Source organism: Streptomyces sp. NBC_00299 (assembly GCF_036173045.1).
GTDB lineage: Bacteria > Actinomycetota > Actinomycetes > Streptomycetales > Streptomycetaceae > Streptomyces > Streptomyces machairae.
In genome coordinates, this window is sequence record NZ_CP108039.1 from 4563632 (window position 1) to 4589557 (window position 25926).

Here is a 25926-nt window from a genome sequence, read left to right on the forward strand (position 1 = left end):
GTCCCCCCGTTGGGCGCCTCCCGCTCGGTGCGTGGCAGGGAGATGCCCGGCCGCTTCACAGCCCAAAGCAGAGTTGAGGAACTTCAGAGCCTTCTCCCCGGACAACGGCCCCTGACCTGCACAGAAGCGCAGTTCAGGGGCCGTTCGGTGCTCACTGGCCCGTCCGCTGGCCGTGATCTCGCCCAAGGATTGTTCAGGCTCCGAGGTGTGCCCCGTCGCCGGCGCCGAGGAGGGGGATCGTGAGCCGGCGTTCGACGGCGGTGGGCAGGGACCACAGCTCGGTACGCCGCCTTCGGTCCTCCGAGCCCTGGCGGGCAGCGCGGCGGATACCGGGCACGGCCAGGGCCAGGGCGGCCAGGGACACGGCGAGCCCGGTCCCGAGGAGTAGGCCGGCGAGTACGGCGCCGTCCGCCAGGGCGAACGGAAGCGCGAATCCGAGGCAGAGCGTGCCGAGGCCGCTGAGGATGCAGACCATCCACCACAGTGGCGTGAGCGGGTGCTCGTTGCGCAGGTGGTTGACCAACTGCCGGTCGGTGGGACGCCGCCGCGGATGCTCTCCGGCGGCGATGAACAGCTCCGCCCGCCCGCGCAGCGCCCACACAGCGTGCACTCCCACCCACACGACGGGCAGCACGAACAGCGTCAGCAGCACCAACCCCGCTTGGACCGCCCGCGGCACCGACACCCAGCCGGAGGCGACGGCGACCACGGAGGCCAGGGCGGCACCCGCGAGTACGGCACCCGCCACGCTCGTGGCCACGAGCCACCGCCGGGCCCCACGCACCCGAGCGCTGAAAGGGAACTCGACCGCGTCCGACGTCTTCTCCAATCGATGGTCGCAGGTACTGTACGCAGCCCTCCGACGCGGACAGGCGCGGGCTGCTGCCGCCCGTCAGCGCAGGCAAAGGGGGAGACCTTCCCCAACGAAGTTGAGGAACTCCGGAGCTTGGGCGGAGGATGTCGGGCATGACCTCCCGCTCCCGCCCCCTGCTCAACCGCCGGCTCGCCGAGTTCGGGACGACGATCTTCGCCGAGATGTCCGCGCTGGCCCTGCACACCGGGTCCATCAACCTGGGTCAGGGCTTCCCCGACACGGACGGCCCCGAGGAGGTCCGTGAGGCGGCCGTACGGGCCCTGCGCGACGGGCGCGGCAACCAGTACCCGCCGGGGCCCGGGGTCCCCGAGCTGCGTACCGCGATCGCCGCGCACCAGCAGCGGCGCTACGGGCTGTCGTACGACCCGGACACTGAGGTCCTGGTCACCGCCGGCGCCACCGAGGCCATCGCCGCCACCCTGCTCGCGCTCGTCGAGCCCGGCGACGAGGTCATCGCCTTCGAGCCGTACTACGACTCCTACGCGGCCTGTATCGCCATGGCGGGCGGCACGCGCGTGCCGGTCACCCTGCGGCCGGGCGGGGGACGCTTCCGGCTCGACCTCGACGAGCTGCGCGCGGCGGTCACCGACCGCACCCGGCTGCTGCTGATCAACACCCCGCACAACCCGACGGGCACGGTCCTCACCCGCGAGGAGCTGGCCGCGATCGCCGAGCTGGCCGTGGAGCGGGACCTGCTGGTGGTGACCGACGAGGTGTACGAGCACCTGGTCTTCGACGACGCCGAGCACCTGCCGCTCGCCACGTTCCCGGGTATGCGGGAGCGGACGGTGTCCATCGGGTCGGCGGGCAAGACCTTCTCCTTCACCGGCTGGAAGGTCGGCTGGCTGACCTCGACGCCCGCCCTGGTCACGGCGGTGCGCTCGGCGAAGCAGTACCTGACGTACGTCGCGTCGGGGCCGTTCCAGTACGCGGTCGCCGAGGCGCTCGCCCTGCCCGACAGCTACTTCGCGGCCTTCCGTGACGACATGCTGGTCAAGCGGGACCTGCTGGCGGCGGGGCTGGCGGAGGCGGGCTTCGAGGTCTTCGAGCCCGCGGGCACGTACTTCATCACGACCGACATCCGCCCGCTCGGCGAGACGGACGGTTTCGCCTTCTGCCGTGCGCTGCCGGAGCGGGCCGGTGTGGTCGCCATTCCCAACGCGGTCTTCTACGACCACCGGGAGGCGGGGGCGCCGTTCGTCCGGTTCGCGTTCTGCAAGCGGACGGAGGTCCTTCAGGAGGCGGTGAAGCGGCTCAAGTCCCTGGCGGGCTGAGTACGCGCGCCCGTCCACAGCCTGTGGACGCACAGCCAGTGGACGGGCGCGGACAGCACGAACCCGGCCCGGCACGCGACCGTGATGGCCGGTGCCCTGGCCGGGCTCTGCCGAATCCGGGTGTCGAGGACTACTCCTCGTCGTCCTCGGGCTTGTCCGCCTCGTTGATCTCCTGCTCCAGGCCGAGCTGCTCGACGAGCCACTTGTCGAACTCGATGGCGGCCCGCACCCAGCTGACCGTCGACGAGACGAAGTGCTCCAGGCTCACGCCGGTGCCGATCAGCATCTGTGCCTCGCCGATCAGGCGGACGGTGCCGTCGTCGTGCGTGTGGCTGTAGACCTTGGGCCACAGGGTCCGGCGGTTCCAGTCGTCGATCGACTCGAGAAGCAGGGGCTTCTCGTCGATCTTGTGGGGCCGGTCGTAGAACGTCCGCACCGAGAAGACCTGCTGGTCACCCTCGCCGCGGAACATGAAGTACGTACGGAACTGCTCCCACGGCGCCGCGAGGTCACCCTCGTCGTCGACGACGTACTTCAGCTCCATCTGGTCGAGGAGCTGCTTCACGAGGTCCTGATCCGGGACAACGGGTCCGGGCGGTGGCCCGGGCTCCGGCTGCTGGCCCCCGAAGTTCGGGATCGAGGACGGGTCGATGCTCACCGTGATTTTCCCTTCGTACGGATTCCGCCATCCTCCCCCATGCGGGGAGGGGGGTGGCAAGCCCGGACAGGGCCTGTCTGCCGTCGGCTGACATGATCTGGCCTGTCGCGACGGTCCGACGCGGAAGGCGGGGGTCATGTCCGGAACAGAGGGAGCCGCGGGAGGCGCTCGGCCGCCTCGGGGTCGCACCAGATGGCCGGTGTTCGCCGCGATCGTGGCACTGCCGGGGCTGGTCATCGCGGGCCTCGTGGCCCTGGTGGTGATGTGGGTGGTGGCAGACGATCCGCCCCGCTCCGGTGCCGATACGGTCTCCTGCCCGGACGCCCTGCACTTCGGCGGGGCCGAGCTGCCGGACGGCGCCGAGGTCGTCGGGGCGTGCAAGACGCAAGGGTTCCAGGACATCCATTACAGCGCGACCTTCCGCATGCCGCGCGCCGACGTCCCGGACTGGCTCGAGCGGACCTATCCGGACGCGCCGGCGCCCGGGACGAAGTTCTGCGGCGCCGTGGACGTGGACCTGTGTCTCGATGTGGACGCCCCGGGCGGCCATCCCGACGCGGGCGCCCACGTGGTGCAGGTGAGGGTGGAGTACGAGGACGCCGACACCGCGCTCGTGCGCTTCGCCGCGTTCACCATGTGACCGCGCGACCAGGACGGCCCGCCCCGGGATGCGGGGCGGGCCGTCCATCGTTTCTTTCGGCTACAGCGTCTTCCCCGTGGCCGGCCCCACGATCAGGCCGTCCCCGAAGGCGTCCACCCGTACCGTGTCGCCGTCCTTGACCTCGCCGGAGAGGATCTCCTTGGCGAGGCGGTCGCCGATGGCGGTCTGGACGAGGCGGCGCAGGGGCCGGGCACCGTAGGCCGGGTCGTTGCCCTCGTCGGCGAGCCAGGCCAGGGCCTCGTCGCTGACCTCCAGGGTGAGCCGCCGCTCGGCCAGCCGCTTGGCGAGCCGGTCGATCTGCAGCCGGGCGATCCGGCTCAGCTCCTCCTTCGACAGGGCCGAGAAGACCACCAGGTCGTCCAGGCGGTTGAGGAACTCCGGCTTGAAGGAAGCCCGGACCACCTCCAGGACCTGCTCCTTCTTCTCCGCCTCACTGGTGATCGGGTCGACCAGGAACTGGCTGCCCAGGTTCGACGTCAGCACCAGGATCGCGTTGCGGAAATCGACCGTACGGCCCTGTCCGTCCGTCAACCGTCCGTCGTCCAGCACCTGAAGGAGGATGTCGAAGACCTCGGGGTGCGCCTTCTCGACCTCGTCGAGCAGCACGACGCTGTACGGCCGCCTGCGCACCGCCTCCGTCAGCTGGCCGCCCTCCTCGTAGCCGACGTACCCGGGGGGCGCGCCGACCAGCCGGGACACGCTGTGCTTCTCGCCGTACTCCGACATGTCGATGCGGACCATCGCCCGCTCGTCGTCGAAGAGGAAGTCGGCGAGGGCCTTGGCGAGTTCGGTCTTGCCGACGCCGGTCGGGCCCAGGAAGAGGAAGGAGCCGGTCGGGCGGTCCGGGTCGGCGATGCCAGCGCGGGTGCGGCGTACCGCGTCCGACACGGCGCGCACGGCCTCACCCTGTCCGATGAGCCGCTTGCCCAACTCCTCTTCCATCCGCAGGAGTTTCTGCGTCTCGCCCTCCAGGAGGCGGCCGGCCGGGATGCCGGTCCAGGCGGCGACGGTGTCGGCGATGTCGTCGGAGCCGACCTCCTCCTTGACCATCGTGCTCTTGGCGGCCTCCTCCTCGGCCTGCGAGGCCTCCTCCAGGTCCCGCTCCAGGGCGGGGATCTCGCCGTAGAGCAGCTTGCTGGCGGAGTCGAAGTCACCGTCGCGCTGGGCGCGTTCGGCCTCCCCGCGCGCCTCGTCGAGCCGCTCCTTCAGCTCGCCGACGCGGTTGAGGGACTGCTTCTCCTTCTCCCAGCGGGCGGTCAGGCCCCGCAGCTCCTCCTCCTTGTCGGCGAGATCGCGGCGCAGCCGCTCCAGGCGTTCGAGGGAGGCCGCGTCGGTCTCCTTGCTGAGGGCCAGCTCCTCCATCTTGAGCCGGTCCACGGACCGCTGGAGCTCGTCGATCTCGACGGGGGACGAGTCGATCTCCATACGGAGCCGGGAGGCGGCCTCGTCGACGAGGTCGATGGCCTTGTCGGGCAGGAACCGGGAGGTGATGTACCGGTCCGACAGGGTGGCCGCGGCGACCAGCGCGCTGTCCGCGATCTGCACCTTGTGGTGGGCCTCGTAGCGCCCCTTGAGCCCGCGCAGGATCGCGATGGTGTCCTCGACGGTCGGCTCGGCGACCAGCACCTGCTGGAAGCGCCGCTCAAGGGCGGGGTCCTTCTCGATCCGCTCGCGGTACTCGTCGAGGGTGGTGGCGCCGACCATGCGCAGCTCACCGCGGGCGAGCATGGGCTTGAGCATGTTCCCGGCGTCCATGGCGGAGTCCCCGCCGGCACCGGCGCCCACGACGGTGTGCAGTTCGTCGATGAAGGTGATGATCTGCCCGTCGGAGTTCTTGATCTCCGCGAGCACGGTCTTCAGCCGCTCCTCGAACTCACCGCGGTACTTCGCCCCGGCGACCATGGCGCCCAGGTCGAGCGCGACGAGCCGCTTGTTCTTCAGCGACTCCGGCACGTCTCCCTTGACGATCCGCTGGGCGAGCCCTTCCACGACGGCGGTCTTGCCGACGCCGGGCTCACCGATGAGGACGGGGTTGTTCTTGGTCCGCCGGGAGAGCACCTGCACGACCCGCCGGATCTCCTGGTCCCGCCCGATGACGGGGTCGAGCTTGCCCTCGCGGGCGGCGGCCGTGAAGTCGGTCCCGAACTTCTCCAGCGCCTTGTACTGCCCCTCGGGGTCGGCGGTGGTGACGCGCTGCCCGCCGCGGGCCTTCTGGAAGGCCTCCAGCAGCTTCTTCGCGGTGGCCCCCTGCTGGACGAGCACCTCACCGGCCTGGCCGCCCTTGGCGGCGATGCCGATGAGCAGGTGCTCGGTGGAGAGGTACTCGTCCCCGAGCTCCTTGGCCCGCGCCTGGGCGTCCGCGATCACGGCGAGCAGCTCGCGGTTGGGCTGCGGGGGCGCGACCGTGGACCCGGTCACGCTGGGCAGCGCGGCGAGCGCCTTCTCGGCGCCGGCCCGCACGGAGGCCTGGTCGGCGTCGACGGCCGCCAGCAAGTCGATGATGTTCTCGTTCTCCTGCCCCTGGAGCAGAGCGAGGAGCAGATGGGCGGGCGTGAGGTCCGCATGCCCCTCGGTCAAGGCCCGGTTACTGGCCGCGTTGATCGCGTCCCGGCTCCTGTTGGTCAGCTCGGCTTCCACGTTGGCGTTCTCCTCCTGGCGTCAGCGGCTCCCAGTACTGACTGAGTCAGCGTACACAAAGTTGAGTCTATTCCACTCAAGGTAGCCCGGGGAGGCTTGGGGCGGCCAGGTCGGCTAGGTTCCGGGCCATGGCGGCATACCCCCAGGATCCCGGCGCCCCGGACGCGCCGTACCTCACCTTCTGGCAGGAGAGACACCTGTGCACCCTGACGACCCTGCGCCCGGACCTCACCCCGCATGTCGTACCCGTCGGAGTGACATACGACCCTGAGGCGCGGCTTGCTCGGGTGATCACGAACAAGTCCAGCGCGAAGGTGGGCCATGTCCGGGCCGCAGGGCCGGACGGCGCCCGGGTCGCGGTCTGTCAGGTGGACGGACGGCGCTGGGCGACCCTGGAGGGCCTGGCACACGTCCACGACGCCCCCGAGCGGGTCGCGGAGGCGGTACGCCGGTACGCACAGCGGTACGGGCGTACGCCGCGGCCGAATCCCGACCGGGTGGTGATCGAGATCGAACTGATGCGGGCGATGGGGCAGGGGTGACCCCCTGGGGACGCGACTCAAGGGGGCCGGGTACCCAGTGGCTGAATACCGGGCGACCGGTTTCGGCCACCGGCGGAACAGGCGAATACGGGGAAATGTCGCCCGGAAACTGCAGCGGCGTCACCGTGTTCAGGTCACGGTGACGCCGCTGCGGGGGGAAGCACCTGAGCGATCTGTTACGACGGGGGAATCGCGTCAGGCACTGCGGGGGGTGGCTGAGATGGTCCTTGGGGCCGGGGTCTCCGGTTCCACCAGGCGGTGGTCGCGCTGATCGAGATTGACGAAGATCATTCCGTACCGGATGGCACACCTGACGGGCTGCGGCGCCCCCCGAGGCCGTCGCAGACACCGGTAGGCCCGTACGTCCTCGTCGTCGTCCCGCGTGACGACCACCGGTTCTCCGAAGACGGTCACCATCAACGAGTCACCGGAGTGGGGGATCGCGGTGACCAGGTCGATGAAGTGCCATCCGGAGCGGTAGGCAGTGGCCATTTCTCGGCGGAAGGAGCGGTCGTCGGGTGGGGTGGTCACGTCAACTCCAGGCACTGTCATCGTTGACAGAGACGTTGTTGCTCGCAGCCGCACTACTGGCCGTCAACGACCAGGCACTGTCCGCCCGTACGTCACCCTTCGCACCGGAGAAGCCACTCAGAGATCCAAAGGCCACAACGGCGGAGAAGGCGGCGACAAGCACCGAGCGAAGCATTCTCTTACGCATAGTCGGCTTCGTCCTCACTTGAAGGTCCCCTCTCCCCCGTCAAGTAAGACGATGGCTCATTCAGGCACGTCATGGCCACACAATCGATGCATCATGTTCCTGCATGTTCAGGACCCTGGGGGGTGGAGATTTGGCAATGAATCGGACGAAGGTGACACATCCCCATGCCGCTACCGAGCTGTGTGAGGAAGGGCGCCGTCTTTATACGAACGCACTCCGCACGGGACATATCGCCCGTGCGGACCTGGAGCCCGCCCCCTGCCTCATGGAGTTTGGCCTGCTCCACCCCGACCCCGATGACGCAAACCTGTTGCGCCCGGTTCCCCCATCGGTCGCCCTGGCCCAGCGACTCAACCCCATAGAGCGCGAGATCACGGAACGCAGGCAGCTGTCGATCGAGCTGGCCAACGCCTTCGAGCCGTTCATGGCGCTCAGCGCCCAGGTAACGGCGTCCACGCACTCGATCACCGTATTGGAGGGGCTCGACCGGATCAACGGCGCGCTCGACCTCGCGACGGCCCAGTGCCAGAACGAGATGCTCACCGTTCAGCCGAGCCACCGCCACCCGGAGCGCAGACTCATGGAGGCCTTGGAGCGCGACAAGCCGCTGATCGAACGGGGGGTACGGATCCGGACCCTCTATCAGCACACTGCCCGATACAGCCCCGAGAGGCTCGCCTGGGTGGACCACTTCGCCGACGGGAAGGCGGAGTACCGCACGATCGACGAACTGGTCGAGCGCCTCATCATTTGCGACGAAACCGTCGCGTTCATCCCCACCAGCGATGACCGGCAGGTCGCCCTCGAGTTGCGTCACTCCGGGCTCGTCCGTTACTTGATCAAGGTGTTCGAGTTCATGTGGAGCCGAGCCGTCCCCCTGAACGCCGGCGCCCCCTACGAGACCGCCCCCGACGGCATCACGGACATTCAGCATTCCATCGCCAAGCTCCTCGTCGAGGGTCATGTCGACGAGGCCATAGCGCGCCGCCTGGGGATGAACGTCCGCACCTGCCGAGCCCACATAGCCAAGCTGGCTACAGCCCTGGGGAGCGGCAGTCGCGCCCAACTCGGCTACCTCATAGCTCAGTCGGGCATCCTGGAGGATCACTCGCCATCAGCAGGAGACAGCCATGCGTGACCGAAGCGCATACGCACGACCTAGAACAACTGTGCGAGACCGAGGTCATGGCCCATGCATCACAAAGATGGCACGCTCGCCCTGGAAGTCCGTCAGCCTGCCCTGATCACCTACTTGGCCACCGTCGTCGACCGCCCGTGGCGCTGCCCGCGTCCACATCGCCAAACCCGCCGCCACCCTCGGCAGTGAGAGTCGCGCTCAACTCGGCTACCTCATCGGGCAGTCGGGAATCCTTGATCAGGAAGGCTGAGTGACGTCGACGGTGCGACGTCCCTGGTCAACGGCGGCCCGTCCAAGCCCACTTGGGCGATGCGGACGCCCAGTTGCGTTCGGCTCGCCGCCCCAAGTGTTTCCGAGAGCCGGGCGATATGGGCACGGCAGGTGCGGACGCTTATGCCGAGCCGTTCTGCAATCACCGCGTCCTGATGCCCTTCGGCCAGGAGCGCCGCGATGGAGTGCTCACGGTGGGAGATGCCCTCGATGCCGGTGTCCGGCAGCGGGGCCGAGAGCGGGATCGCCAGGCGCCAGAAGCGTTCGAAGACCGTCCCCAGATAGTGGACCAGGGATGGGTGGCGCAGTTCCAACGCCACCGTGCGGTCTGCGTTCGCGGGGATGAAGGCGACCGTACGGTCGAAGACGATCAGGCGGTCGATCACCTCGTCCAGCGTGCGCGCCTCGACGGAATCGCCCATCAACTCCAGGTAGTTGAGCAAACCCTGGCCGTGGCGCGCGACATGCGTGTACAGGTCACGCATCCGCACGCCTCGCCCGCGCAGTGCCAAGGCTCGGTGCACGCCCTCCGTCAGCTCGTGCTCGGGGCGGATCCCGCCCGGCTGGACTGTCAGCACCTCCGTCGCGCACGCCTGAGTCGCCTCGTCCAGCGCGCCCTGAATACGGGAGTCACCGTCCAGGACCCGAATCGCCGAGCCCTCCACACCCGCGGCCGGCGGCTGCGGGCCGAGCCCGGCGTACCACTCGAACGCGGCCACCGCCGAACCCACGCGCCGCTGGCTCGCGCTGACCTCGTCGTACACCCCGCGCAGCAGCCGGGTCATGACCTCCTGCGGGGAGGTCGGCACCAGCCAGTCCATGTCGTCGGGGTCGGGATGCAGCAGCGCCAGCTCCAGCAGGCAGGGCACCGGCTCCGCGTCCTGGCGCTGCACCCGGCCGCGCCGTACGGCCCGGGAATACACGCGATCCCCTGCGTCGCACAGTCGGTCGGCACCGTGGGGATGCTCCTCGGTCCCGTGCCCGGCCATCGCCCCATCCACCCCCGGTTCTTGCCCTTCGCCGGCTCGCTCACCTCCGGAGCGCGGTGTCGACCTCTGCCGGGACACCCGGGCCGGGCGTGGCCCTGGTCGACAGACCCACCGTGCTCGGCCCATCGGGCCAACGGTTCGCTCGCGCTTCCGCAGCGCAACTATGCGCGGACCGGCCGTGCTCCGCAACACGGCTCCCGCCGGGAAGGCCGCCGTAAAACACCGGTACGCCCCGGTTTTTCACGGCCTCCGTCCGTCGAGTTGCAACAAGCTGGGGGTGTCATACCGGCCTTTGCGCTGCGCGCTGCAAACCGCGTCGGCCGAACGCGGGGCGGCCGGGCCATGACCGGCAGGGGGCGCCGTACACCTTCGAGGGCGGCCAGGGCGAGCGAGGTCACACTCGCGAACGCCGACGACGAGCCGCCGTCCTCGGCACCCCGAGCGGCCCCGATCAACCCGAGCGACCCGGTCAAGTCGGTCGAACGCACTCGCAAAGCAGACCCTTCACCGTCGACTGACCGTCGACGACGGCACCACGCACCGGACACGAGACAGGGCCCGTCGGAAGACCGACGAGCCCTGTCCGGTGAGCCGTGTCCGCGCCCTACTCGGTGAGCCCGGCCTGTGCGCACGCGGACTTGTACTCGCCCGCGCAGATCTCCGACAGCTCGTAGATCCCGTCGGCGAGGACCGTCTGCTTGACGTTCTTCTTGGTCAGGGCGACCACCGGGACCAGCAGGGCCGGGATGTCCTTGGCGGTCGGGCTGTCGACCTGGTCCTGGGTGAGGGAGTCGAACTGGATGTCCTTGCCCTGGACCTTGGCCACGGCCATCTCCGCGGCGCTCTCGGCCTCCTGCGGGTACGACTTGTACACGCTCATGTACTGCTCGCCGCTCAGGATCCGCTGGACGGCGTCCAGTTCGGCGTCCTGTCCGGTGATCGGCGGCAGGTCGGTCACGCCCTCGGCCTGCAGGGCCTTGATGATGCCGCCCGCCATGCCGTCGTTGGCGGAGTAGACGCCCTTGATGTTGTTCGCGCCGATGGCCTTGATCGCCTCGGTCATGTTGGCCTGGGCGTTCTCCGGCTTCCAGTCCTTGGTGTCGTACCTCTTGGCGATGTCCACCGAGCCGTTGAGCTCGGAGAGGGCGCCCGCCTTGAACTGCTTGGCGTTCGGGTCGGTGGGCGACCCGTTCATCATGACGATCTTGTCGGACGAGTCGACGTTCGGGCCCATGGCCTCCATGAGGGAGCGGCCCTGCACCTCGCCGACCAGTTCGTTGTCGAAGGAGACGTACGCGTCGATCGGTCCCTCGGCGAGGCGGTCGTAGGCGATGACCGGGATGCCGGCGTCCTTGGCCTTCTGCACGCCGTCGGCTATCGCGTGGGCGTCCACGGCGTCCAGCAGGATCACGTCGACCTGGTCGTTGATCATCTGCTGGAGCTGGTTCGCCTGCTTCTCGGCGTCGGCGTCCGCATTGCGGTAGTCGACCTGGCCCTGCTTGTCGGTGAGCTCCGCGACCTTGTTCTTGATGATGGGGTAGTCGAACTTGTCGTAGCGCGTGTTCGCCGTCTCCGGCAGCAGCAGCCCCACGGTGACGTCGTCGCCCTTGGTCGGGCTCGCCTCACTGCTGTCCCCGGTGACGCCCAGTGCCCCGCACGCTGCCAGCGAGAGGGTCATCGTGGACGCGGCGGCCACGGCGGTGGCGGTGCGGCGCAGGGGGCGCAAGGGACGCATAGAGGAGCTCACTTCTGGTGCCTTCGGGACACGGGCGCGCCATTGCGCCCAGATGTCTGAAAAGACAACGCGCCGACCGCCCCCAGCGTCAAGCGGAATCACTTAACGAGTGCGCAACACCACGCTCCGCTGATCATGTAAAGACATGGCGAAACATATCGCAACGGCCGTTACACCCCCTCCACCGAACCCGGATCACCCTTCACCGCCGCCACCCGGAACGGAATCCGCATCCACCTCGACGGCAGCCGCGAGGCCGACCTCCGGAAGAACGTCTCGACCCCGGCCTGCGAAGATCACCCGCATGAGCGTCATCACCGAAACCCTCGTCGAGGACGGCCAGTTCGGCACGCTGACCGTCCGGCTGGACACCGAGCGCGGCGAAGTCGTCGTCGAGGGCGCGGCCGTGCCGCGGATCGTGCTGAGCCGGTCCGCCGGTACCGAGGCCGAGGAGCACATCCCCGTCGGTACTCGGGCCGCTGACCGGCTCACGCTCACCGTGGACGGCGAGGAGGCTCAGGTGCGCCCGGCGAAGGGGCGGTTGACCCGGCGTTCGTACGCGGTCGACGTCCGGCACGCCGGCCACGTCTGGCGGCTGCTGCCCGACTCCGTGCCGGACAGCCGTCTCCTGCGCGACGGCCGGCGCCTGGGCGAGTTCACCTCCCAGGGCAACGGCGAGGTCGCGGCCGAGTGGCAGGAGGACGCGGCTCCGGAGGCCCTGGACGTGGGCCTCGGCCACGCCCTGGCAGCCGGATTCGGCACGGGCGCGCAGCCGATGTGGATGCTGGTCGTGGATGCGATCGGGGATCTGATTCCCTGACGAGGCGGTGGCATCGCCGCATCCCAGTACAACCATCTTCCGGTACAACCAATTGGCGGGCCGACCGGTCCTGTCCGGCGACGGTTGATCACTGCCGTCGCCGAACCGGACCGAAGGACCGCATGAACCCAGCCAGACGCACGACCGCGGCCACCGCGACCGCCATCGTGCTCGCCACCGCGGGCGGCCTGCTCACCACTCTCGCCGCCCCCGCGTCCGCCGCAGTGACCTGCACGTCACCGGTCTTCAAGCGGCAGTTCTTCGCGAACACCGCCTTCACGGGCACGCCGAAGAAGACCGACTGCGACACGGCGGTCGACCAGAACTGGGGCACCGGCGCCCCCGCTTCCGGACTCCCCAAGGACAACTTCTCCGTCCGCTGGACCCTGACCCGCGACTTCGGCTCCGGCGGCCCCTTCACCTTCACCGCCGCCACCCAGGACGGAATCCGCGTCCACCTCGACGGCAGCCGCAAGGTCGACCTGTGGAAGAACGTGTCCACGACCGCGAAGAAGACGGTCAACGTCACCGTCCCGGCCGGCAAGCACACCCTGCGTATCGACTACGTCAACTGGACCGGCACGTCCAACGTCAAGTTCGGCTACACGCCCCGGACTTCGGCGACCGTCGACAAGGTCGAGCCGCTGACCCCGACCGGGCCTTCGGTCGCGTACGACAGGACCACCGGCAAGGCCAAGGTCACCTGGGCGAAGAACAAGGAGATGGACCTCGCCGGCTACCGCCTCTACCGGCGTCTCAAGGGCACGTCCTTCGGCGGCACGGCGCTCGCGACGACCACCTCCACCTCGTACACCGACACCACCCTCCCGGTGACCGGCGAGACGTACTACTACGAGGTCCGCGCCCACGACAAGGCGGGCAACTCCTCGTCCGGCACGGTGGACCAGAGCGTCACCACGGTCGACAGGACGGCCCCGGCGCGGGTCGAGACCGTGTCGGCGCTCGGGACAACCGCCGGCAACTCCCTCACGTGGAAGGCCTCGCCGTCGAAGGACGTGCACCACTACGAGGTGTGGGGCGCCGAGGGCGCCCAGTCGGACATGGACGGTCCGGCGATCGTCTTCGGCACGTCCTGGACGGACAGCGTGGCGCCCGCGGGGCTGCGCTACAGCTATGAGGTGGTGGCCGTCGACGCCGCCGGGAACCTCGCCCCCGTCTCCGACCCCGGGGTGGTCACCCGTCCCGTGGCCTCCACCGTGGCCGCTCCCACCGGCCTCACGAGCACGCTCGGCGACTCGATGACGCGGCTGCGCTGGAGCCCGGCAGAGGACTCCGCGGCCGCTTCCTACCGGGTCTACCGCCGGACCGAGGCGAACGGCGGCTGGTCGCTGCTGGGCGCCTCCTCGACGGCATCGTACGAGGACCGGACCGCTCCGAAGGGCAAGGCGTACTACTACGTGGCCACCGTCGACGGCACCGGTGCCGACTCGATGCCCTCCGCCGACCTCGTCGTGGACAGACTGACCCCGGCCACCGCGACCGGGCCTGCCCAGCCGCAGCTGACCCTGGTCTCCTCCGGCGGCACCCGGCACCCCATCATCGTCACCGCCAAACCGGGCGCGGGCGACGAGGGACGACTGCTGAAGGGATACTCGTGGACCATCTCCGGGGCGTGCGGTGACAGCGGTCTCGGCGGCATGTCGACGACCGGCACCATCGAGTGGACGCCGCCCTACAACGGGCCCTGCATGATCAGCGTGTTCGCCGTGGACGTCTACGGCGGCATCGGTGAACGCGGCTCCTGGCTGGAGTTCATGGTGGGCCGCTGATCTCGGTCACGCACACGGGAAACACCGGAAACGCAGGAAGGGGCCCGGAGGTCGCGCCTCCGGGCCCCTTCCGCACGTACGGACAACCTGGTCAGTCCTTGGCCTTCTTCGGCCGCCACACCACCAGCGCGCTGGTCTGCTGCACCTCCTGGTACGGCACCAGATCGCGGCGGTACGACGCGTGTACCGCCGCCTCGCGCTGCTGCATCGCCGCCGCGGCTCCTTCGACGGCGGCCTGGAGTTCGGCCACCCGGGACTGGAGCGCGGCGACCTGGTTCTCCAGTTCGATGATGCGCTTGATGCCGGCGAGGTTGATGCCCTCGTCCTGCGACAACTGCTGGACGGTGCGCAGCAGCTCGATGTCGCGGGCCGAGTAGCGGCGCCCCCGGCCCGCGGTGCGGTCCGGAGACACCAGGCCCAGGCGGTCGTACTGGCGCAGGGTCTGCGGGTGCAGGCCGGACAGCTGGGCCGCCACCGAGATGACGTAGACCGGGGTTTCCTCGGTCAGTTCATACGGGTTGCGTCGACGACCGTCCATCTGACTCATGCTCCCTTCGCGGCCTGGAACAGCTCCGCCCGCGGGTCCTCATCCGCGGTCGCCTCGCGATACGCCTCGAGTGCGTCACGAGCCTTCCCCGTCAGGTCCTTCGGAACACTCACCTCGACGGTGACCAGAAGGTCGCCGCGGGTGCCGTCCTTGCGGACCGCGCCCTTGCCCCGCGCCCGCATGGTGCGGCCGTTGGGTGTGCCGGGCGGCAGTTTCAGGGTGACCGGCGGTCCGCCCAGGGTGGGGACCCTGACCTCGCCGCCGAGGGCCGCCTCCGTGAAGGTCACGGGGACGGTCACCGTGAGGTTGTCCTCCTTGCGGCCGAACACCGGGTGCGCGTCGACGTGCACGGTGACGTACAGGTCGCCGGACGGGCCGCCGCGCTCGCCGGGTGCGCCCTTGCCGCGCAGGCGGATGCGCTGGCCGTCCGACACCCCGGCCGGGATGCGGACCTGCATGGTCCTGGACGACTTCGCCCTGCCGCTGCCCTTGCAGTCCATGCAGGGGTGCTCGGCGATCAGCCCGCGCCCCTTGCAGTCCGGGCACGGGTCGGTGAGGGAGAAGCCGCCGCCCGAGCCCCGCGCCACCTGGCCGGTGCCGACACAGGTCGGGCACACCCGCGGCGTGCCGTTCTTGTCGCCGGTGCCCGCGCAGGCCTTGCACGGTGACTGCGAGGACATCCGCAGCGGGACCGTCGCACCCTCGATCGCCTCGGTGAAGCTGAGGTTGACCTCGGTGTCGATGTCCTGGCCGCGCCGGGGCTGGGTACGGGTCGTCCCCGTGCCGCCGCGGTTGAACAGGCCTCCGAAGACGTCCCCGAGTCCGCCGCCGAAGCCGCCGGCTCCGCCTTGGCCGCCGCCTCCCTGGGCGCCGCCTCCGAAGAGGTCGCCCAGGTCGAAGTTGAAGTTGCCGCCGCCCGCGCCGCCCGGCCCCGGGCGGAAGCCGCCGTTGCCGAACAGGGCGCGAGCCTCGTCGTACTCCTTGCGCTTCTTGGGGTCACCGAGGACGTCGTTCGCCTCGGAGATCTCCTTGAAGCGGTCCTCCGCCTTGGCGTTGCCCTTGTTGGCGTCCGGGTGGTTCTCGCGGGCGAGCTTCCGGTACGCCTTCTTGATCTCGGCCTCGGTGGCGTCCTTGGGGACGCCGAGGACCTTGTAGTAGTCCTTCTCGATGAAGTCCTTGGTGCTCATCCTCGACGTACCCCCTTCCCGTAGTCCCTCGTCAGTTCAACGTCAGCCCTCGTCCGGGCCACCGCTCTCCTTGTCGTCGGCCGCCTCGGCAGACTCCTCCTTGACGGTCTGCGCGCCCGGCTGGGGCTCGGCGACGGCCACCCGCGCGGGGCGGATGGTGCGCTCGCCGATGCGATACCCGGGCTGCAGGATCGCCACGCAGGTCGTCTCGGTGACGTCCGGCGCGTAGGAGTGCATCAGGGCCTCGTGGATCGTCGGGTCGAAGGGCTCGCCCTCCTTGCCGAACGCCTGCAGTCCCATCTTCGCCGCGACGGTCTCCAGCGACTCCGCGACGGACTTGAATCCGCCGACGAGTTCGCCGTGTTCACGCGCGCGGCCGATGTCGTCGATCACGGGCAGGAGCTCGGTCAGGAGGTTCGCGATGGCGATCTCCTTGACCGTGATCCGGTCCCGCTCCACGCGGCGGCGGTAGTTCTGGTACTCGGCCTGGAGCCGCTGGAGGTCCGCCGTGCGCTCGCCGAGCGCCGTACGCACCTGGTCCAGCTGGGCCACCAGGCCCGGGTCTGCTGCTCCGTCCCCGGCCGGGGCCGCCCCTTCCTGAGGGGCGGCCTTCGACTCGGCGTCGTCAGGGGTCGCGCCGGAGGGGACGTCGGGCTTCTCCTCGAAGCCCGGGGTCTCCTCCGTCATTACGCGGCACCGTCCTTGCGCTCGTCGTCCACGATCTCGGCGTCGACGACGTCGTCGTCAGCGGCCTTGCCGCCCGGGGCAGCGCCCTCGGGACCGCCGGCGGCGCCCTGCGCGGTCTGGGCGTCGGCGTACATGGCCTGGCCGACCTTCTGGGAGACCGCGGCGACCTTCTCGGTCGCGGTGCGGATCTCGGCGGTGTCCTCGCCCTTGAGCGCGGTCTTCAGCTCCTCGACGGCGGCCTCGACCTCGGTCTTGACCTCGCCGGGGACCTTGTCCTCGTTGTCCTTGAGGAACTTCTCCGTCTGGTAGACGAGCTGCTCGCCCTGGTTGCGGGACTCGGCGGCCTCGCGGCGGGCGTGGTCCTCCTCCGCGTACTTCTCGGCCTCTTCGCGCATCCGGTTGACCTCGTCCTTCGGCAGCGAGGAGCCACCGGTGACGGTCATCTTCTGCTCCTTGCCCGTGCCGAGGTCCTTCGCGGTCACGTGCATGATGCCGTTGGCGTCGATGTCGAAGGCGACCTCGATCTGCGGGACACCGCGCGGGGCCGGCGGCAGGCCCGTGAGCTCGAACATTCCGAGCTTCTTGTTGTACGCCGCGATCTCGCGCTCGCCCTGGTAGACCTGGATCTGCACGGACGGCTGGTTGTCCTCAGCCGTCGTGAAGATCTCGGACCGCTTGGTCGGGATCGTGGTGTTGCGCTCGATGAGCTTGGTCATGATGCCGCCCTTGGTCTCGATACCGAGGGACAGCGGGGTCACGTCGAGGAGCAGGACGTCCTTGACCTCACCCTTGAGGACACCGGCCTGCAGGGCGGCGCCGATGGCGACGACCTCGTCCGGGTTGACGCCCTTGTTGGCGTCCTTGCCGCCGGTCAGCTCGCGGACGAGCTCGGCGACGGCGGGCATACGGGTGGAGCCACCGACGAGGACGACGTGGTCGATCTCGTTGATGGAGACGCCGGCGTCCTTCATGACGTTGAAGAACGGGGTCTTGCAGCGCTCCAGGAGGTCCGCGGTCAGCTGCTGGAACTGAGCCCGGGTGAGCTTCTCGTCCAGGTGCAGCGGGCCCTCGGCGGAGGCCGTGATGTAGGGCAGGTTGATCGAGGTCTCGGTGGACGAGGACAGCTCGATCTTGGCCTTCTCCGCAGCCTCACGCAGACGCTGGAGGGCCATCTTGTCCTTGGCGAGGTCCACGCCGTGACCGGACTTGAACTGCTGCACCAGGTAGTCGACGACGCGCTGGTCCCAGTCGTCGCCACCGAGGTGGTTGTCACCGTTGGTGGCCTTCACCTCGACGACGCCGTCGCCGATCTCCAGGAGGGACACGTCGAAGGTGCCGCCACCGAGGTCGAAGACGAGGATCGTCTGGTCGTCCTTGTCGAGGCCGTACGCCAGCGCGGCCGCGGTGGGCTCGTTGACGATGCGAAGGACGTTCAGACCGGCGATCTCGCCGGCCTCCTTGGTCGCCTGGCGCTCGGAGTCGTTGAAGTACGCCGGGACGGTGATGACCGCGTCGGTCACCTTCTCGCCCAGGTAGGACTCGGCGTCCCGCTTCAGCTTCTGCAGGATGAAGGCGGACATCTGCTGCGGGTTGAAGGGCTTCCCGTCGAGCTCCGTCTTCCAGTCGGTGCCCATGTGGCGCTTCACGGACCTGATGGTCCGGTCCACGTTGGTGACCGCCTGACGCTTGGCGACCTCGCCGACCAGCACTTCGCCGTTCTTCGCGAAGGCGACGACGGACGGCGTGGTCCTGGCACCCTCGGCGTTGGTGATGACGGTGGGCTCGCCGCCCTCCAGAACGCTGACGACGGAGTTAGTCGTGCCCAGGTCGATGCCGACCGCACGTGCCATGGTTGATTCCTCCAGCTGACTTGAGTGGAACGGACTCAAGTGTGCACGACGGCTCGCAACCGGTCAACAGAGCTGAGTCGACCTCACTCAACTCTTATCCGTTCCTTACACGCAACTGGGCTCCGACCTGCGACGATGTGGCCTGCGCGGGCGGGCGAACCGCACCCCCTACGGGAAAATAGGGTTGACGCCGAGGCCCGTACGGCTTGATGTGCAGCATCGCGAAGACGGTGACGAGGGCACCCACGCCCACCCAGAACGCCGCGGACGGCGCCATCCATCCCATGTGCACGAGGACGCCGACGAGTACCCCGGAGAAGCCCGCGACCCCCAGCAGGACGGTCCCACCCTGCGGGGTGAGGCCGACGCGGCGCAAACGATGGGCGAGATGGTCGGGCCCGCCCCGCAGCAGCGGCCGTCCGGCCAGCCGGCGGGACAGCGCCACGAGGAGTACGTCGGCGGTGGCGAGGGAGGTGAGCGAGTAGAGCACGGCCGCGCTCGACAAGGGATCGTGCCCGGCCCGGGTCATCACGGCCGACGCCGCCAGCACGAACCCGACGAACAGCGACCCGCACGCACCGAGCCCGATCCGCGCGGGATGCCAGTTGTGCATGAGGAACCCGGTCAGCGCGGCGGCCAGCACGCTGAGCAGCACCGCGAGTTCGTCCATCACCTCGGCCGCCGCGCAGATCCCGACACCGAAGGCGGTGAGCACCCCGACAGTGCCGGCCAGGGCGTCCGCATGGTCGAGCGCCTTGAACCCGATGGCCACGAGAACGATCCAGCCCACGGCCACCAGCCCCAGCAGGATCCCGGTGTCGCCGTACGGCACCACGCAGGCCGCCGCCACCGCCGTACCGCCGATCAGGAACCGCGCCTTCACCCGTCGCACGTCGGCGACCAGCCCGAGCGCGGCGACGGCGCCCGCGGCGATCACCAGCCGCATGATCTCCGAGCCCAGCGGAGCGAACCGCGTCCACTCCCCGGCGGCGGCCACCAGGCAGGTCACGAGCGCGACGGCGACACCGCCGAGCAGGGGCGTCGGCCGCTGGCGCCGGCGGTCCAGGATGCCGAAGCGCAGGGCGGGCAGCCGGAGGAGCGCCGCGAGGAGGGCGGCGAGCAGCAGGGCGGTGGTGGCGGCGGCGATCCCGTAAAGCACGGGGATAGATTAGTGCCGTATATACCATTTCGGGATGAATAACACGATCGGTTCTTAAGGCAACCCTCAGCGACTCACATCACTCCGCGCCTGGCTACAGTGCGGTTGAAGATGGGGGTAGTCTCAGACGGACTGCATAAGTTACCGCTTAGTAATGTCGAGGACCCCCTCGAACCACCCCCTCGCAGGCCCGAGGAGCCCCGAAATGCAACTCGCCGCGATCATCGTGTCGCTGGTTCTGATCGTGGTCGGCGTGGCCCTGTTCGCGCGCGCCATCCTTCAGATCTACAACTTCATGCGGCTCGGCCAGAACGTGCCCGCGGGCACCCGCACGGACGAGCCGGTGCAGCGCACCGTCACCGTGGCCAGGGAGTTCCTCGGCCACACCCGGATGAACCGCTGGGGCATCGTGGGTGTCGCGCACTGGTTCGTGGCGGTGGGCTTCTTCTCGCTGCTGCTGACGATCGTCAATGCCATCGGCCAGCTGTTCAAGGCCGACTGGATCCTGCCGATCATCGGCGACTGGGCGCCGTACAACGTCTTCGTCGAGTTCCTCGGCACCATGACGGTTCTCGGCATCCTCACGCTGATCGTGATCCGCCAGCTGAGCCGGCCGGGCAAGGCGGGCCGCAAGTCCCGCTTCGCCGGGTCCAACACCGGCCAGGCGTACTTCGTCGAGAGCGTCATCCTGATCGTCGGCGTCTGCATCTTCATGCTGCACGCGCTTGAGGGCGCCCAGCACCACGTGGACGGCTACGAGGCCTCGTTCTTCATCTCGTACCCGGTGGTGTCGTGGTTCGAGGGCATGGACATCTCCACGCTCCAGAACCTCACCTACTTCTTCGCCGGCCTGAAGATCGCGACCTCGTTCATCTGGATGATCACGGTCGCCCTGAAGACCGACATGGGTGTGGCCTGGCACCGCTTCCTGGCGTTCCCGAACATCTGGTTCAAGCGCAACGCCGCCGGTGAGACCTCGCTGGGCGCACTGCTGCCGATGACTTCCGGCGGCCAGGCGATCGACTTCACCGACCCCGGTGACGACGACGTCTTCGGTGTCTCCCAGGTCGAGCAGTTCTCCTGGAAGGGTCTGCTGGACTTCTCCACCTGCACCGAGTGCGGCCGCTGCCAGTCGCAGTGCCCCGCCTGGAACACGGGCAAGCCCCTCTCCCCCAAGCTGCTGATCATGTCGCTGCGCGACCACGCGCACGCCAAGGCGCCGTACCTGCTGGCCGGTGGCGGCAAGACGATGGAGGGCGAGGAGAAGGCGTCCGAGGAGCAGCTGAAGGACGTCCCCGCGGCCGCCCTCGCGGAGGCCGAGCGCCCGCTGATCGGCACCGCCGAGGAGAACGGCGTCATCGACCCGGACGTCCTGTGGTCCTGCACCACCTGCGGCGCCTGCGTCGAGCAGTGCCCGGTGGACATCGAGCACATCGACCACATCGTCGACATGCGCCGCTACCAGGTGATGATCGAGAGCGCGTTCCCGTCCGAGGCGGGCACGATGCTCAAGAACCTGGAGAAGAAGGGCAACCCCTGGGGCCTGGCGAAGAAGCAGCGCCTGGAGTGGCTGAAGGAAGTCGACTTCGAGGTGCCGGTCGTCGGCAAGGACATCGAGGACCTCACCGAGGTCGAGTACCTGTACTGGGTCGGCTGCGCCGGCGCCCTGGAGGACCGCGCCAAGAAGACCACCAAGGCCTTCGCGGAGCTGCTGCACATGGCGGGCGTCAAGTTCGCGATCATGGGCGGCGACGAGAAGTGCACCGGTGACTCCGCCCGCCGCCTCGGCAACGAGCCCCTGTTCCAGGAGCTCGGCATGGAGAACGTCATGGCGCTGAACATGGCGTTCGGCGAGGAGATGGACGACGACGGCAAGGTGACCGAGGAGTCACGCAAGCCCAAGTCGGCCAAGAAGATCGTCGCCACCTGCCCGCACTGCCTCAACACGATCGGCAACGAGTACCCGCAGATCGGCGGCGACTACGAGGTCATCCACCACACCCAGCTGCTCCAGCACCTGGTGGACGAGGGCAAGCTGGTCCCGGTGACCCCGGTCGAGGGCATCATCACCTACCACGACCCCTGCTACCTGGGCCGGCACAACAAGATCTACACGCCCCCGCGCGAGATCATCGCCAGCGTCCCGGGCATCCGCAACGAGGAGATGCACCGCCACAAGGAGCGCGGCTTCTGCTGTGGCGCCGGTGGTGCGCGGATGTGGATGGAGGAGCGGATCGGCAAGCGCATCAACAACGAGCGCGTCGACGAGGCTCTCTCGGTGAACCCGGACATCGTCTCGACGGCCTGCCCGTTCTGCCTGGTCATGCTCACGGACTCCGTGAACGGCAAGAAGAACGACGGCACGGCCAAGGAGTCCATCCAGGTGGTCGACGTGGCCCAGCTGCTGCTGGAGTCGGTCAAGACCCCGGTCCCTGACGACGAGCCCCCGGCGGGCAGCGCCGAGGCGGAGAGCGAGCCGGAGCCCCAGCCGGTCAAGTAGCACCCGCTACGGCAGTCCTACGGCAGTCCTACGGCAGTCCGACGCCCCCACGCCCCGCAGGGCCTGGGGGCGTCGCCGTACGCTCGACCGCTGTACTTTTGCGGCAGAACCCGCTCCGGAAGGACCACATCGTGATCATCTTCGGCACCAAGGGCTACCTCTACCAACTGGCGATACTGACGCTGGTGTGCGGCCAGTGCGGCAACCCCTCCGCGCACACGCTGCGCAAGCGCGTCACCAAGTTCACGCTGTTCTTCGTGCCGCTGTTCCCCGTCTCGACCAAGTACGCGACGCAGTGCACCTTCTGCGGCGCGGAACAGAAGGTGACCGGCGAGCAGGCGGAGCAGCTGCAGGCGCAGGCCGCCGCCGGCGGACAGCCCGGCGCCCACGGCGGTCAGCAGCCGTACGGGCAGCCGCAGCAGCCGTACCAGTCCTGATCGGTCTACGGCTTCGGCCTACGGCTTCGGCTGCTTGGGTCCGTTCATCGCGTCGGCGGCATGCCGGGGGCCGGGCCGTGACGAGAACTGTCCGACGAGTTCGCGAAAGCAGACCAGGGCGGTGATCGGCGGAATTCCGACGACCACCATCGCCAGCAGGGAATGCGCCGACTGGCCGATGCACAACGCCACCGCGGTGCCCGAGGAGATCAGCATGACGGCCCAGGAACGCCGGGCCGTCCGACGCTGAACGGAAGCCCGCAGGATGGACAGACCCGCCAGCAGCCACGGTCCGTAGACCGTCAACGGCCACCAATGGGCCAGATTCGGCGACACCACGAGGAGCGCGATGGAGCGCAGCTGATCGTACGAATACGAAATGGACCAGGTGAGCATCGTGACCGCACACAGGGTGATGAGTGTGACCAGGACCCCGACGGTGAAGATCTTTGGGTTTCCGGCAAGGATGTGATTGCTGGGCTGAGGCCGCTTTCGATGGACCGGGCGGGGCGGGGGCCTGTCACGGTTTGCCGGAGGCGGGGTCGGAGCAGGAGCGGGAACAGGAGCGGCGGAAAGATCGATGCCCTGCGTGGTGTTCAGCATCTGGGCCAGCTCTTCGTCCAGGTCCCAGCCGCCCGGCGACGAGATCGTCGCATCGGGGACATGCCAGAGGTTCTGCATGTCGAGCTGCTGAGTGTAAAGAGGCTGTTCGTCTACCGCGTCATAGTCGGCCCTCATTGCTAGAACTTTTCCCCTTCCATCGTGGCCCGGAGATATTCGCTCTCCATCCGGCTGATGGTTCTCAGAAAGTCCTCAAGCAGATCCGAGCAGTGCGTGATGCCTTCCGCAGTGGTCTGATCAGCTGCCTGAAGCGAGCGGAGCGGACGAGCCTCAGCTGCATGTTTTTCATGCCAAGTCACGCCCACCTAACGAGCACCGGACAGGGCAGGACATCTGGCATTCGGGGGAATATGCGTCAACGGTGATTATCTAAAATATCCAACGACAATTTATGGCGCGGTGTTATCGAGGGACTTACGATTACCGTTTGCATTGGTCCGTGCAGGTCACAGCGGTTCGCCCACCTGGAGGTACCCGTGGTGGCCGCGCGAGACGGCGATCACGACTGGGGCGCGGCCCCATAGGTCCCGTACCGCGGAAGTCCCGCCGCCTCGAAGACGTGCACGGAGAGTCCGCCGGCTGTCGTTTGCTGACTGACGAGCCGTAGGCCCGCCGGGGCGCCGCCGGCCGGGAACAGGCGTCGGCCCTGCCCGACCACGACCGGGGCGATCGCGAGCCGCAGCGTGTCGATCAGCCCGGCGGCCAGCAGGGACTGCGCGAGGCGCGCGCTGCCGTGGATCTGCAATTCCCTGCCCGACCGCTGCTTCAACTCGGCCACCTGGGCGTGCACATCGCCGGACAGGATCGTGGTGGGGTCCCAGTCGGCCCTGGTCAGGGTGTGGGTGGCCACGTACTTCGGGAGGCCGTTCAGCGGCCCGGCGTTCGGGTGGTCGGTCATCTTCGGCCAGTCCCTGGCGAAGTTCTCGTACGTACGCCGCCCGAACAGGAACCCGTCCGCCTCCCCGAGCCAGGTGCCGACCAGCCGCTCGAACTCCTCGTCCGCGTACGGCACGAACCAGCCACCCTGCGTGAACCCGTCGCTGGGGTCCTCCTCCGGGGACCCGGGCCCCTGCGAGACACCGTCCAGCGACAGAAACTCCTGCACCGTCACCTTCATCGCACACACCATTTCCGCTCGGGGCCCTGGATGTCCTGCCCGGGGCACGTTGGACGTCTGTACCCCCTTTGACCTCATGCGGTGCGGGAATTCATCGGTTGGAGGGCTCGCGGACGGCGGTAGGGCGTCGGGGGCGGGTGCGGCTGGGCACCTGGCGGCGGGGGCCGGGGTGGTCAGGCAGGGGCAGGCAATGGGACCGACCCGAGGGGGGTGTGCTGGGCGGCGGGGTCAGGGAGGCACGTATCGCCTACCGGACCGTTCCCGCCCGCCGCTGCGTGCGCCCACCGCCGGGCGGCGACGACAAGGGGCCTGCGGCAACCCCGGGCCCCGGCCCGCGGGCCCTCCGCCACTGCCCCCTCAGGGCCTCATTCCGCGCCCCTGCTCATCCCCGACCAGGACGGCTCCCGGAGGACTCCACGCGTGACCAGCCGCCGAGCAGCAAGGACCCGGGCCGAGCCGACGCTCACGCCGGGGCGCGGCCCGCGGGCCCTTCGCCCCTCGGACGTTCTCCCCTCAGGCCCACGCGCCGTCGTCGCGCCGGCTCATCCCCCGCCGGACGACTCCCGTACGACACTGCGCGTGGCCCGCCGCCGAATCGCGAGGACGAGGGTGAGGGCGGGGCCGGTGGCCAGGAGGAGGGACAGGGCGGCGTAGCCGTGGGTGAGGGTGGCCAGGGAGGCGACGGCTGCGACCAGGAGGGGGCCGCCCGCATCGCCGAGTTCGCGGCCGAGTTCGGCGGAGCCCATGGTCTGGCCGAGCCGTTCGGCAGGGGTGGACGCGGCCAGCGCGGCGAAGCCGAGCGGGGTGATCAGGCCGGTGCCGATGCCGATCAGGGCGGCGGCGAGGAGGATCCCGGCCAGGCCGGGCAGCATCGCGCAGGCCAGCCCCGCCGCAGTGGTCGTCAGCCCGGCGGTGAGGCCGGTGCGGACGGTGAGCCGGCCCTCGTCCAGGGCCCGCCCGGCCTTCGGCTGTACGACGGCCGCGCAGGCCGCCAGCACCGAGACCGCCGCGCCGGTCGCGACCGTGCCAAGTCCGGCGGCGGCGCCGGAGACCGGCAGGAAGCCGACGCCCACGGAGAGGGCGGCGGTCGCGGCGGCCAGCGCGGTCGTCGGGCGCAGGAAGGCCGGGTCGGCCAGGCGCCGGCCCAGGTCCAGCACGGTCTGTCGCTGCTTGGGCAACGGCGGTACGTGCGGCACGGCTACCGCGGCCCAGAGCGCGACCGCCACACCGAGCACCGCGAGCACCGCGAACAGCAGCCGCAGCCCGCCGGCCCACACCAGTACCCCGCCGAGGAGCGGGCCGAGGGTGTAGCCGATGGACTTGTAGAAGCCGTAACTGCCGAATGCCCGCCCGTGTTTGGCGGCCGGGTTCAGCCGGGCGACCAGCGCGGAGGCGGACGGCGAGAACGCGGAGGCCGCGGCACCCTGACCGAGACGGGCGGCCCACAGCCAGCCGGGGCTGGCGGCGACGACGTAGGCGGCGGAGGCGAGCGCGAACGCGATGAGGCCGCCGAGCAGCACCGGGCGGGCTCCGACTCGGTCGGCGAGCGTCCCGAACAGCGGCTTGAGCAGCACCTCGGCGCCGTCGTACAGGGCGAGCAGGCCGCCCAGGACGAGCAGAGAGGTCACCGCGTCGTCGGAGTGACCGCCGAGGCTGGCGGCGATGCCGTGCGCACCGAAGGCGGTGGTGAAGCCGGCGGCGTACAGGGGCCACAT

22 protein-coding genes and 1 pseudogene are annotated in these 25926 nt (G+C 69.3%); 9 read left to right on the forward strand and 14 right to left on the reverse strand.

The genetic code is table 11. The features are described from left to right. Positions 1-193 precede the first annotated feature (193 nt). Entirely contained in the window at positions 194-760 is a 567-nt protein-coding gene (locus tag OHT51_RS20035; RefSeq protein WP_328880301.1) for a hypothetical protein, read from the reverse strand. Between the two features lie 197 nt (positions 761-957). Here OHT51_RS20035 and OHT51_RS20040 point away from each other — a divergent pair, with 197 nt between their 5' ends. Further along, positions 958-2148: a pyridoxal phosphate-dependent aminotransferase gene (locus OHT51_RS20040; protein ID WP_328880302.1), complete on the forward strand. Its 1191-nt coding sequence runs from the start codon at positions 958-960 to the stop codon at positions 2146-2148. A gap of 130 nt (positions 2149-2278) precedes the next feature. Here OHT51_RS20040 and OHT51_RS20045 read toward each other — a convergent pair whose 3' ends face one another. Next, entirely contained in the window at positions 2279-2806 is a 528-nt protein-coding gene (locus OHT51_RS20045) for a YbjN domain-containing protein (RefSeq protein WP_328425384.1), read from the reverse strand. Between the two features lie 199 nt (positions 2807-3005). Between OHT51_RS20045 and OHT51_RS20050 the strand changes: the two genes are divergently transcribed. Next, on the forward strand, positions 3006-3446 hold the full coding sequence (locus tag OHT51_RS20050; protein ID WP_328880303.1) for a hypothetical protein: 441 nt from the start codon (positions 3006-3008) through the stop codon (positions 3444-3446). A 60-nt stretch (positions 3447-3506) separates the two neighbouring features. Here OHT51_RS20050 and clpB read toward each other — a convergent pair whose 3' ends face one another. Next, positions 3507-6104 carry an ATP-dependent chaperone ClpB gene (gene clpB, locus OHT51_RS20055; RefSeq protein ID WP_328880304.1) on the reverse strand — a complete coding sequence of 866 codons (2598 nt, stop codon included), beginning with the start codon at positions 6102-6104 and terminating at the stop codon, positions 3507-3509. Between the two features lie 128 nt (positions 6105-6232). Between clpB and OHT51_RS20060 the strand changes: the two genes are divergently transcribed. Beyond that, positions 6233-6646 (forward strand): pyridoxamine 5'-phosphate oxidase family protein, encoded by a 414-nt coding sequence (locus tag OHT51_RS20060; RefSeq protein WP_328880305.1) that lies wholly within the window; start codon positions 6233-6235, stop codon positions 6644-6646. A 195-nt stretch (positions 6647-6841) separates the two neighbouring features. Here the strand turns inward: OHT51_RS20060 and OHT51_RS20065 are convergent, their stop codons facing one another. Further along, complete coding sequence (locus OHT51_RS20065; protein ID WP_328880306.1) at positions 6842-7177, reverse strand: hypothetical protein; 336 nt, start codon at positions 7175-7177, stop codon at positions 6842-6844. A gap of 323 nt (positions 7178-7500) precedes the next feature. Here OHT51_RS20065 and OHT51_RS20070 point away from each other — a divergent pair, with 323 nt between their 5' ends. Both OHT51_RS20070 and OHT51_RS20075 read left to right on the forward strand, forming a co-directional pair. Continuing rightward, positions 7501-8502 (forward strand): helix-turn-helix transcriptional regulator, encoded by a 1002-nt coding sequence (locus OHT51_RS20070; RefSeq protein ID WP_328880307.1) that lies wholly within the window; start codon positions 7501-7503, stop codon positions 8500-8502. A 63-nt stretch (positions 8503-8565) separates the two neighbouring features. After that, a pseudogene (locus OHT51_RS20075) lies at positions 8566-8752 on the forward strand (helix-turn-helix transcriptional regulator); the annotation flags it as partial. Here the strand turns inward: OHT51_RS20075 and OHT51_RS20080 are convergent. Next, positions 8715-9761, reverse strand: coding sequence for a helix-turn-helix transcriptional regulator (locus OHT51_RS20080; RefSeq protein ID WP_328880308.1), 1047 nt, complete (start codon positions 9759-9761; stop codon positions 8715-8717). The pseudogene OHT51_RS20075 and the gene OHT51_RS20080 overlap by 38 nt on opposite strands. Before the next feature lie 604 nt (positions 9762-10365). Continuing rightward, positions 10366-11496: a sugar ABC transporter substrate-binding protein gene (locus OHT51_RS20085; protein ID WP_328880309.1), complete on the reverse strand. Its 1131-nt coding sequence runs from the start codon at positions 11494-11496 to the stop codon at positions 10366-10368. A gap of 304 nt (positions 11497-11800) precedes the next feature. Here OHT51_RS20085 and OHT51_RS20090 point away from each other — a divergent pair, with 304 nt between their 5' ends. Together OHT51_RS20090 and OHT51_RS20095 are read left to right on the forward strand one after the other, a co-directional pair. Continuing rightward, complete coding sequence (locus OHT51_RS20090; RefSeq protein ID WP_328880310.1) at positions 11801-12316, forward strand: hypothetical protein; 516 nt, start codon at positions 11801-11803, stop codon at positions 12314-12316. Between the two features lie 122 nt (positions 12317-12438). Then, positions 12439-14106, forward strand: a complete 1668-nt coding sequence (locus tag OHT51_RS20095; protein ID WP_328880311.1) for a PA14 domain-containing protein — start codon at positions 12439-12441, stop codon at positions 14104-14106. Between the two features lie 91 nt (positions 14107-14197). Here OHT51_RS20095 and OHT51_RS20100 read toward each other — a convergent pair whose 3' ends face one another. The 5 genes from OHT51_RS20100 to OHT51_RS20120 all read right to left on the reverse strand — a co-directional run bounded on the left by OHT51_RS20100 (position 14198) and on the right by OHT51_RS20120 (position 19536). Next, positions 14198-14644, reverse strand: a complete 447-nt coding sequence (locus tag OHT51_RS20100; protein ID WP_037706704.1) for a heat shock protein transcriptional repressor HspR — start codon at positions 14642-14644, stop codon at positions 14198-14200. Between the two features lie 5 nt (positions 14645-14649). Next, positions 14650-15840, reverse strand: coding sequence for a molecular chaperone DnaJ (gene dnaJ / locus OHT51_RS20105; RefSeq protein WP_328880312.1), 1191 nt, complete (start codon positions 15838-15840; stop codon positions 14650-14652). A gap of 42 nt (positions 15841-15882) precedes the next feature. Next, positions 15883-16527 carry a nucleotide exchange factor GrpE gene (grpE, locus tag OHT51_RS20110; protein WP_328425405.1) on the reverse strand — a complete coding sequence of 215 codons (645 nt, stop codon included), beginning with the start codon at positions 16525-16527 and terminating at the stop codon, positions 15883-15885. Next, complete coding sequence (dnaK, locus tag OHT51_RS20115) at positions 16527-18377, reverse strand: molecular chaperone DnaK (RefSeq protein ID WP_328880313.1); 1851 nt, start codon at positions 18375-18377, stop codon at positions 16527-16529. The genes grpE and dnaK overlap by 1 nt, the downstream gene beginning before the upstream one ends. A 94-nt stretch (positions 18378-18471) precedes the next feature. Further along, on the reverse strand, positions 18472-19536 hold the full coding sequence (locus OHT51_RS20120; protein ID WP_328880314.1) for an MraY family glycosyltransferase: 1065 nt from the start codon (positions 19534-19536) through the stop codon (positions 18472-18474). A 205-nt stretch (positions 19537-19741) separates the two neighbouring features. Here OHT51_RS20120 and OHT51_RS20125 point away from each other — a divergent pair, with 205 nt between their 5' ends. Both OHT51_RS20125 and OHT51_RS20130 read left to right on the forward strand, forming a co-directional pair. Beyond that, the gene (locus OHT51_RS20125) at positions 19742-22036 is read left to right on the forward strand and encodes a (Fe-S)-binding protein (protein ID WP_328880315.1); all 2295 of its coding nucleotides are present in this window, start codon (positions 19742-19744) and stop codon (positions 22034-22036) included. A 131-nt stretch (positions 22037-22167) separates the two neighbouring features. Then, on the forward strand, positions 22168-22473 hold the full coding sequence (locus OHT51_RS20130; protein WP_328880316.1) for a zinc-ribbon domain-containing protein: 306 nt from the start codon (positions 22168-22170) through the stop codon (positions 22471-22473). An 18-nt stretch (positions 22474-22491) separates the two neighbouring features. Here the strand turns inward: OHT51_RS20130 and OHT51_RS20135 are convergent, their stop codons facing one another. The 3 genes from OHT51_RS20135 to OHT51_RS20145 all read right to left on the reverse strand — a co-directional run bounded on the left by OHT51_RS20135 (position 22492) and on the right by OHT51_RS20145 (position 25926). After that, the gene (locus OHT51_RS20135; RefSeq protein WP_328880317.1) at positions 22492-23211 is read right to left on the reverse strand and encodes a DUF2637 domain-containing protein; all 720 of its coding nucleotides are present in this window, start codon (positions 23209-23211) and stop codon (positions 22492-22494) included. Between the two features lie 382 nt (positions 23212-23593). Further along, the gene (locus OHT51_RS20140; RefSeq protein WP_328880318.1) at positions 23594-24211 is read right to left on the reverse strand and encodes a dihydrofolate reductase family protein; all 618 of its coding nucleotides are present in this window, start codon (positions 24209-24211) and stop codon (positions 23594-23596) included. A 542-nt stretch (positions 24212-24753) separates the two neighbouring features. After that, complete coding sequence (locus tag OHT51_RS20145) at positions 24754-25926, reverse strand: MFS transporter (RefSeq protein ID WP_328884381.1); 1173 nt, start codon at positions 25924-25926, stop codon at positions 24754-24756.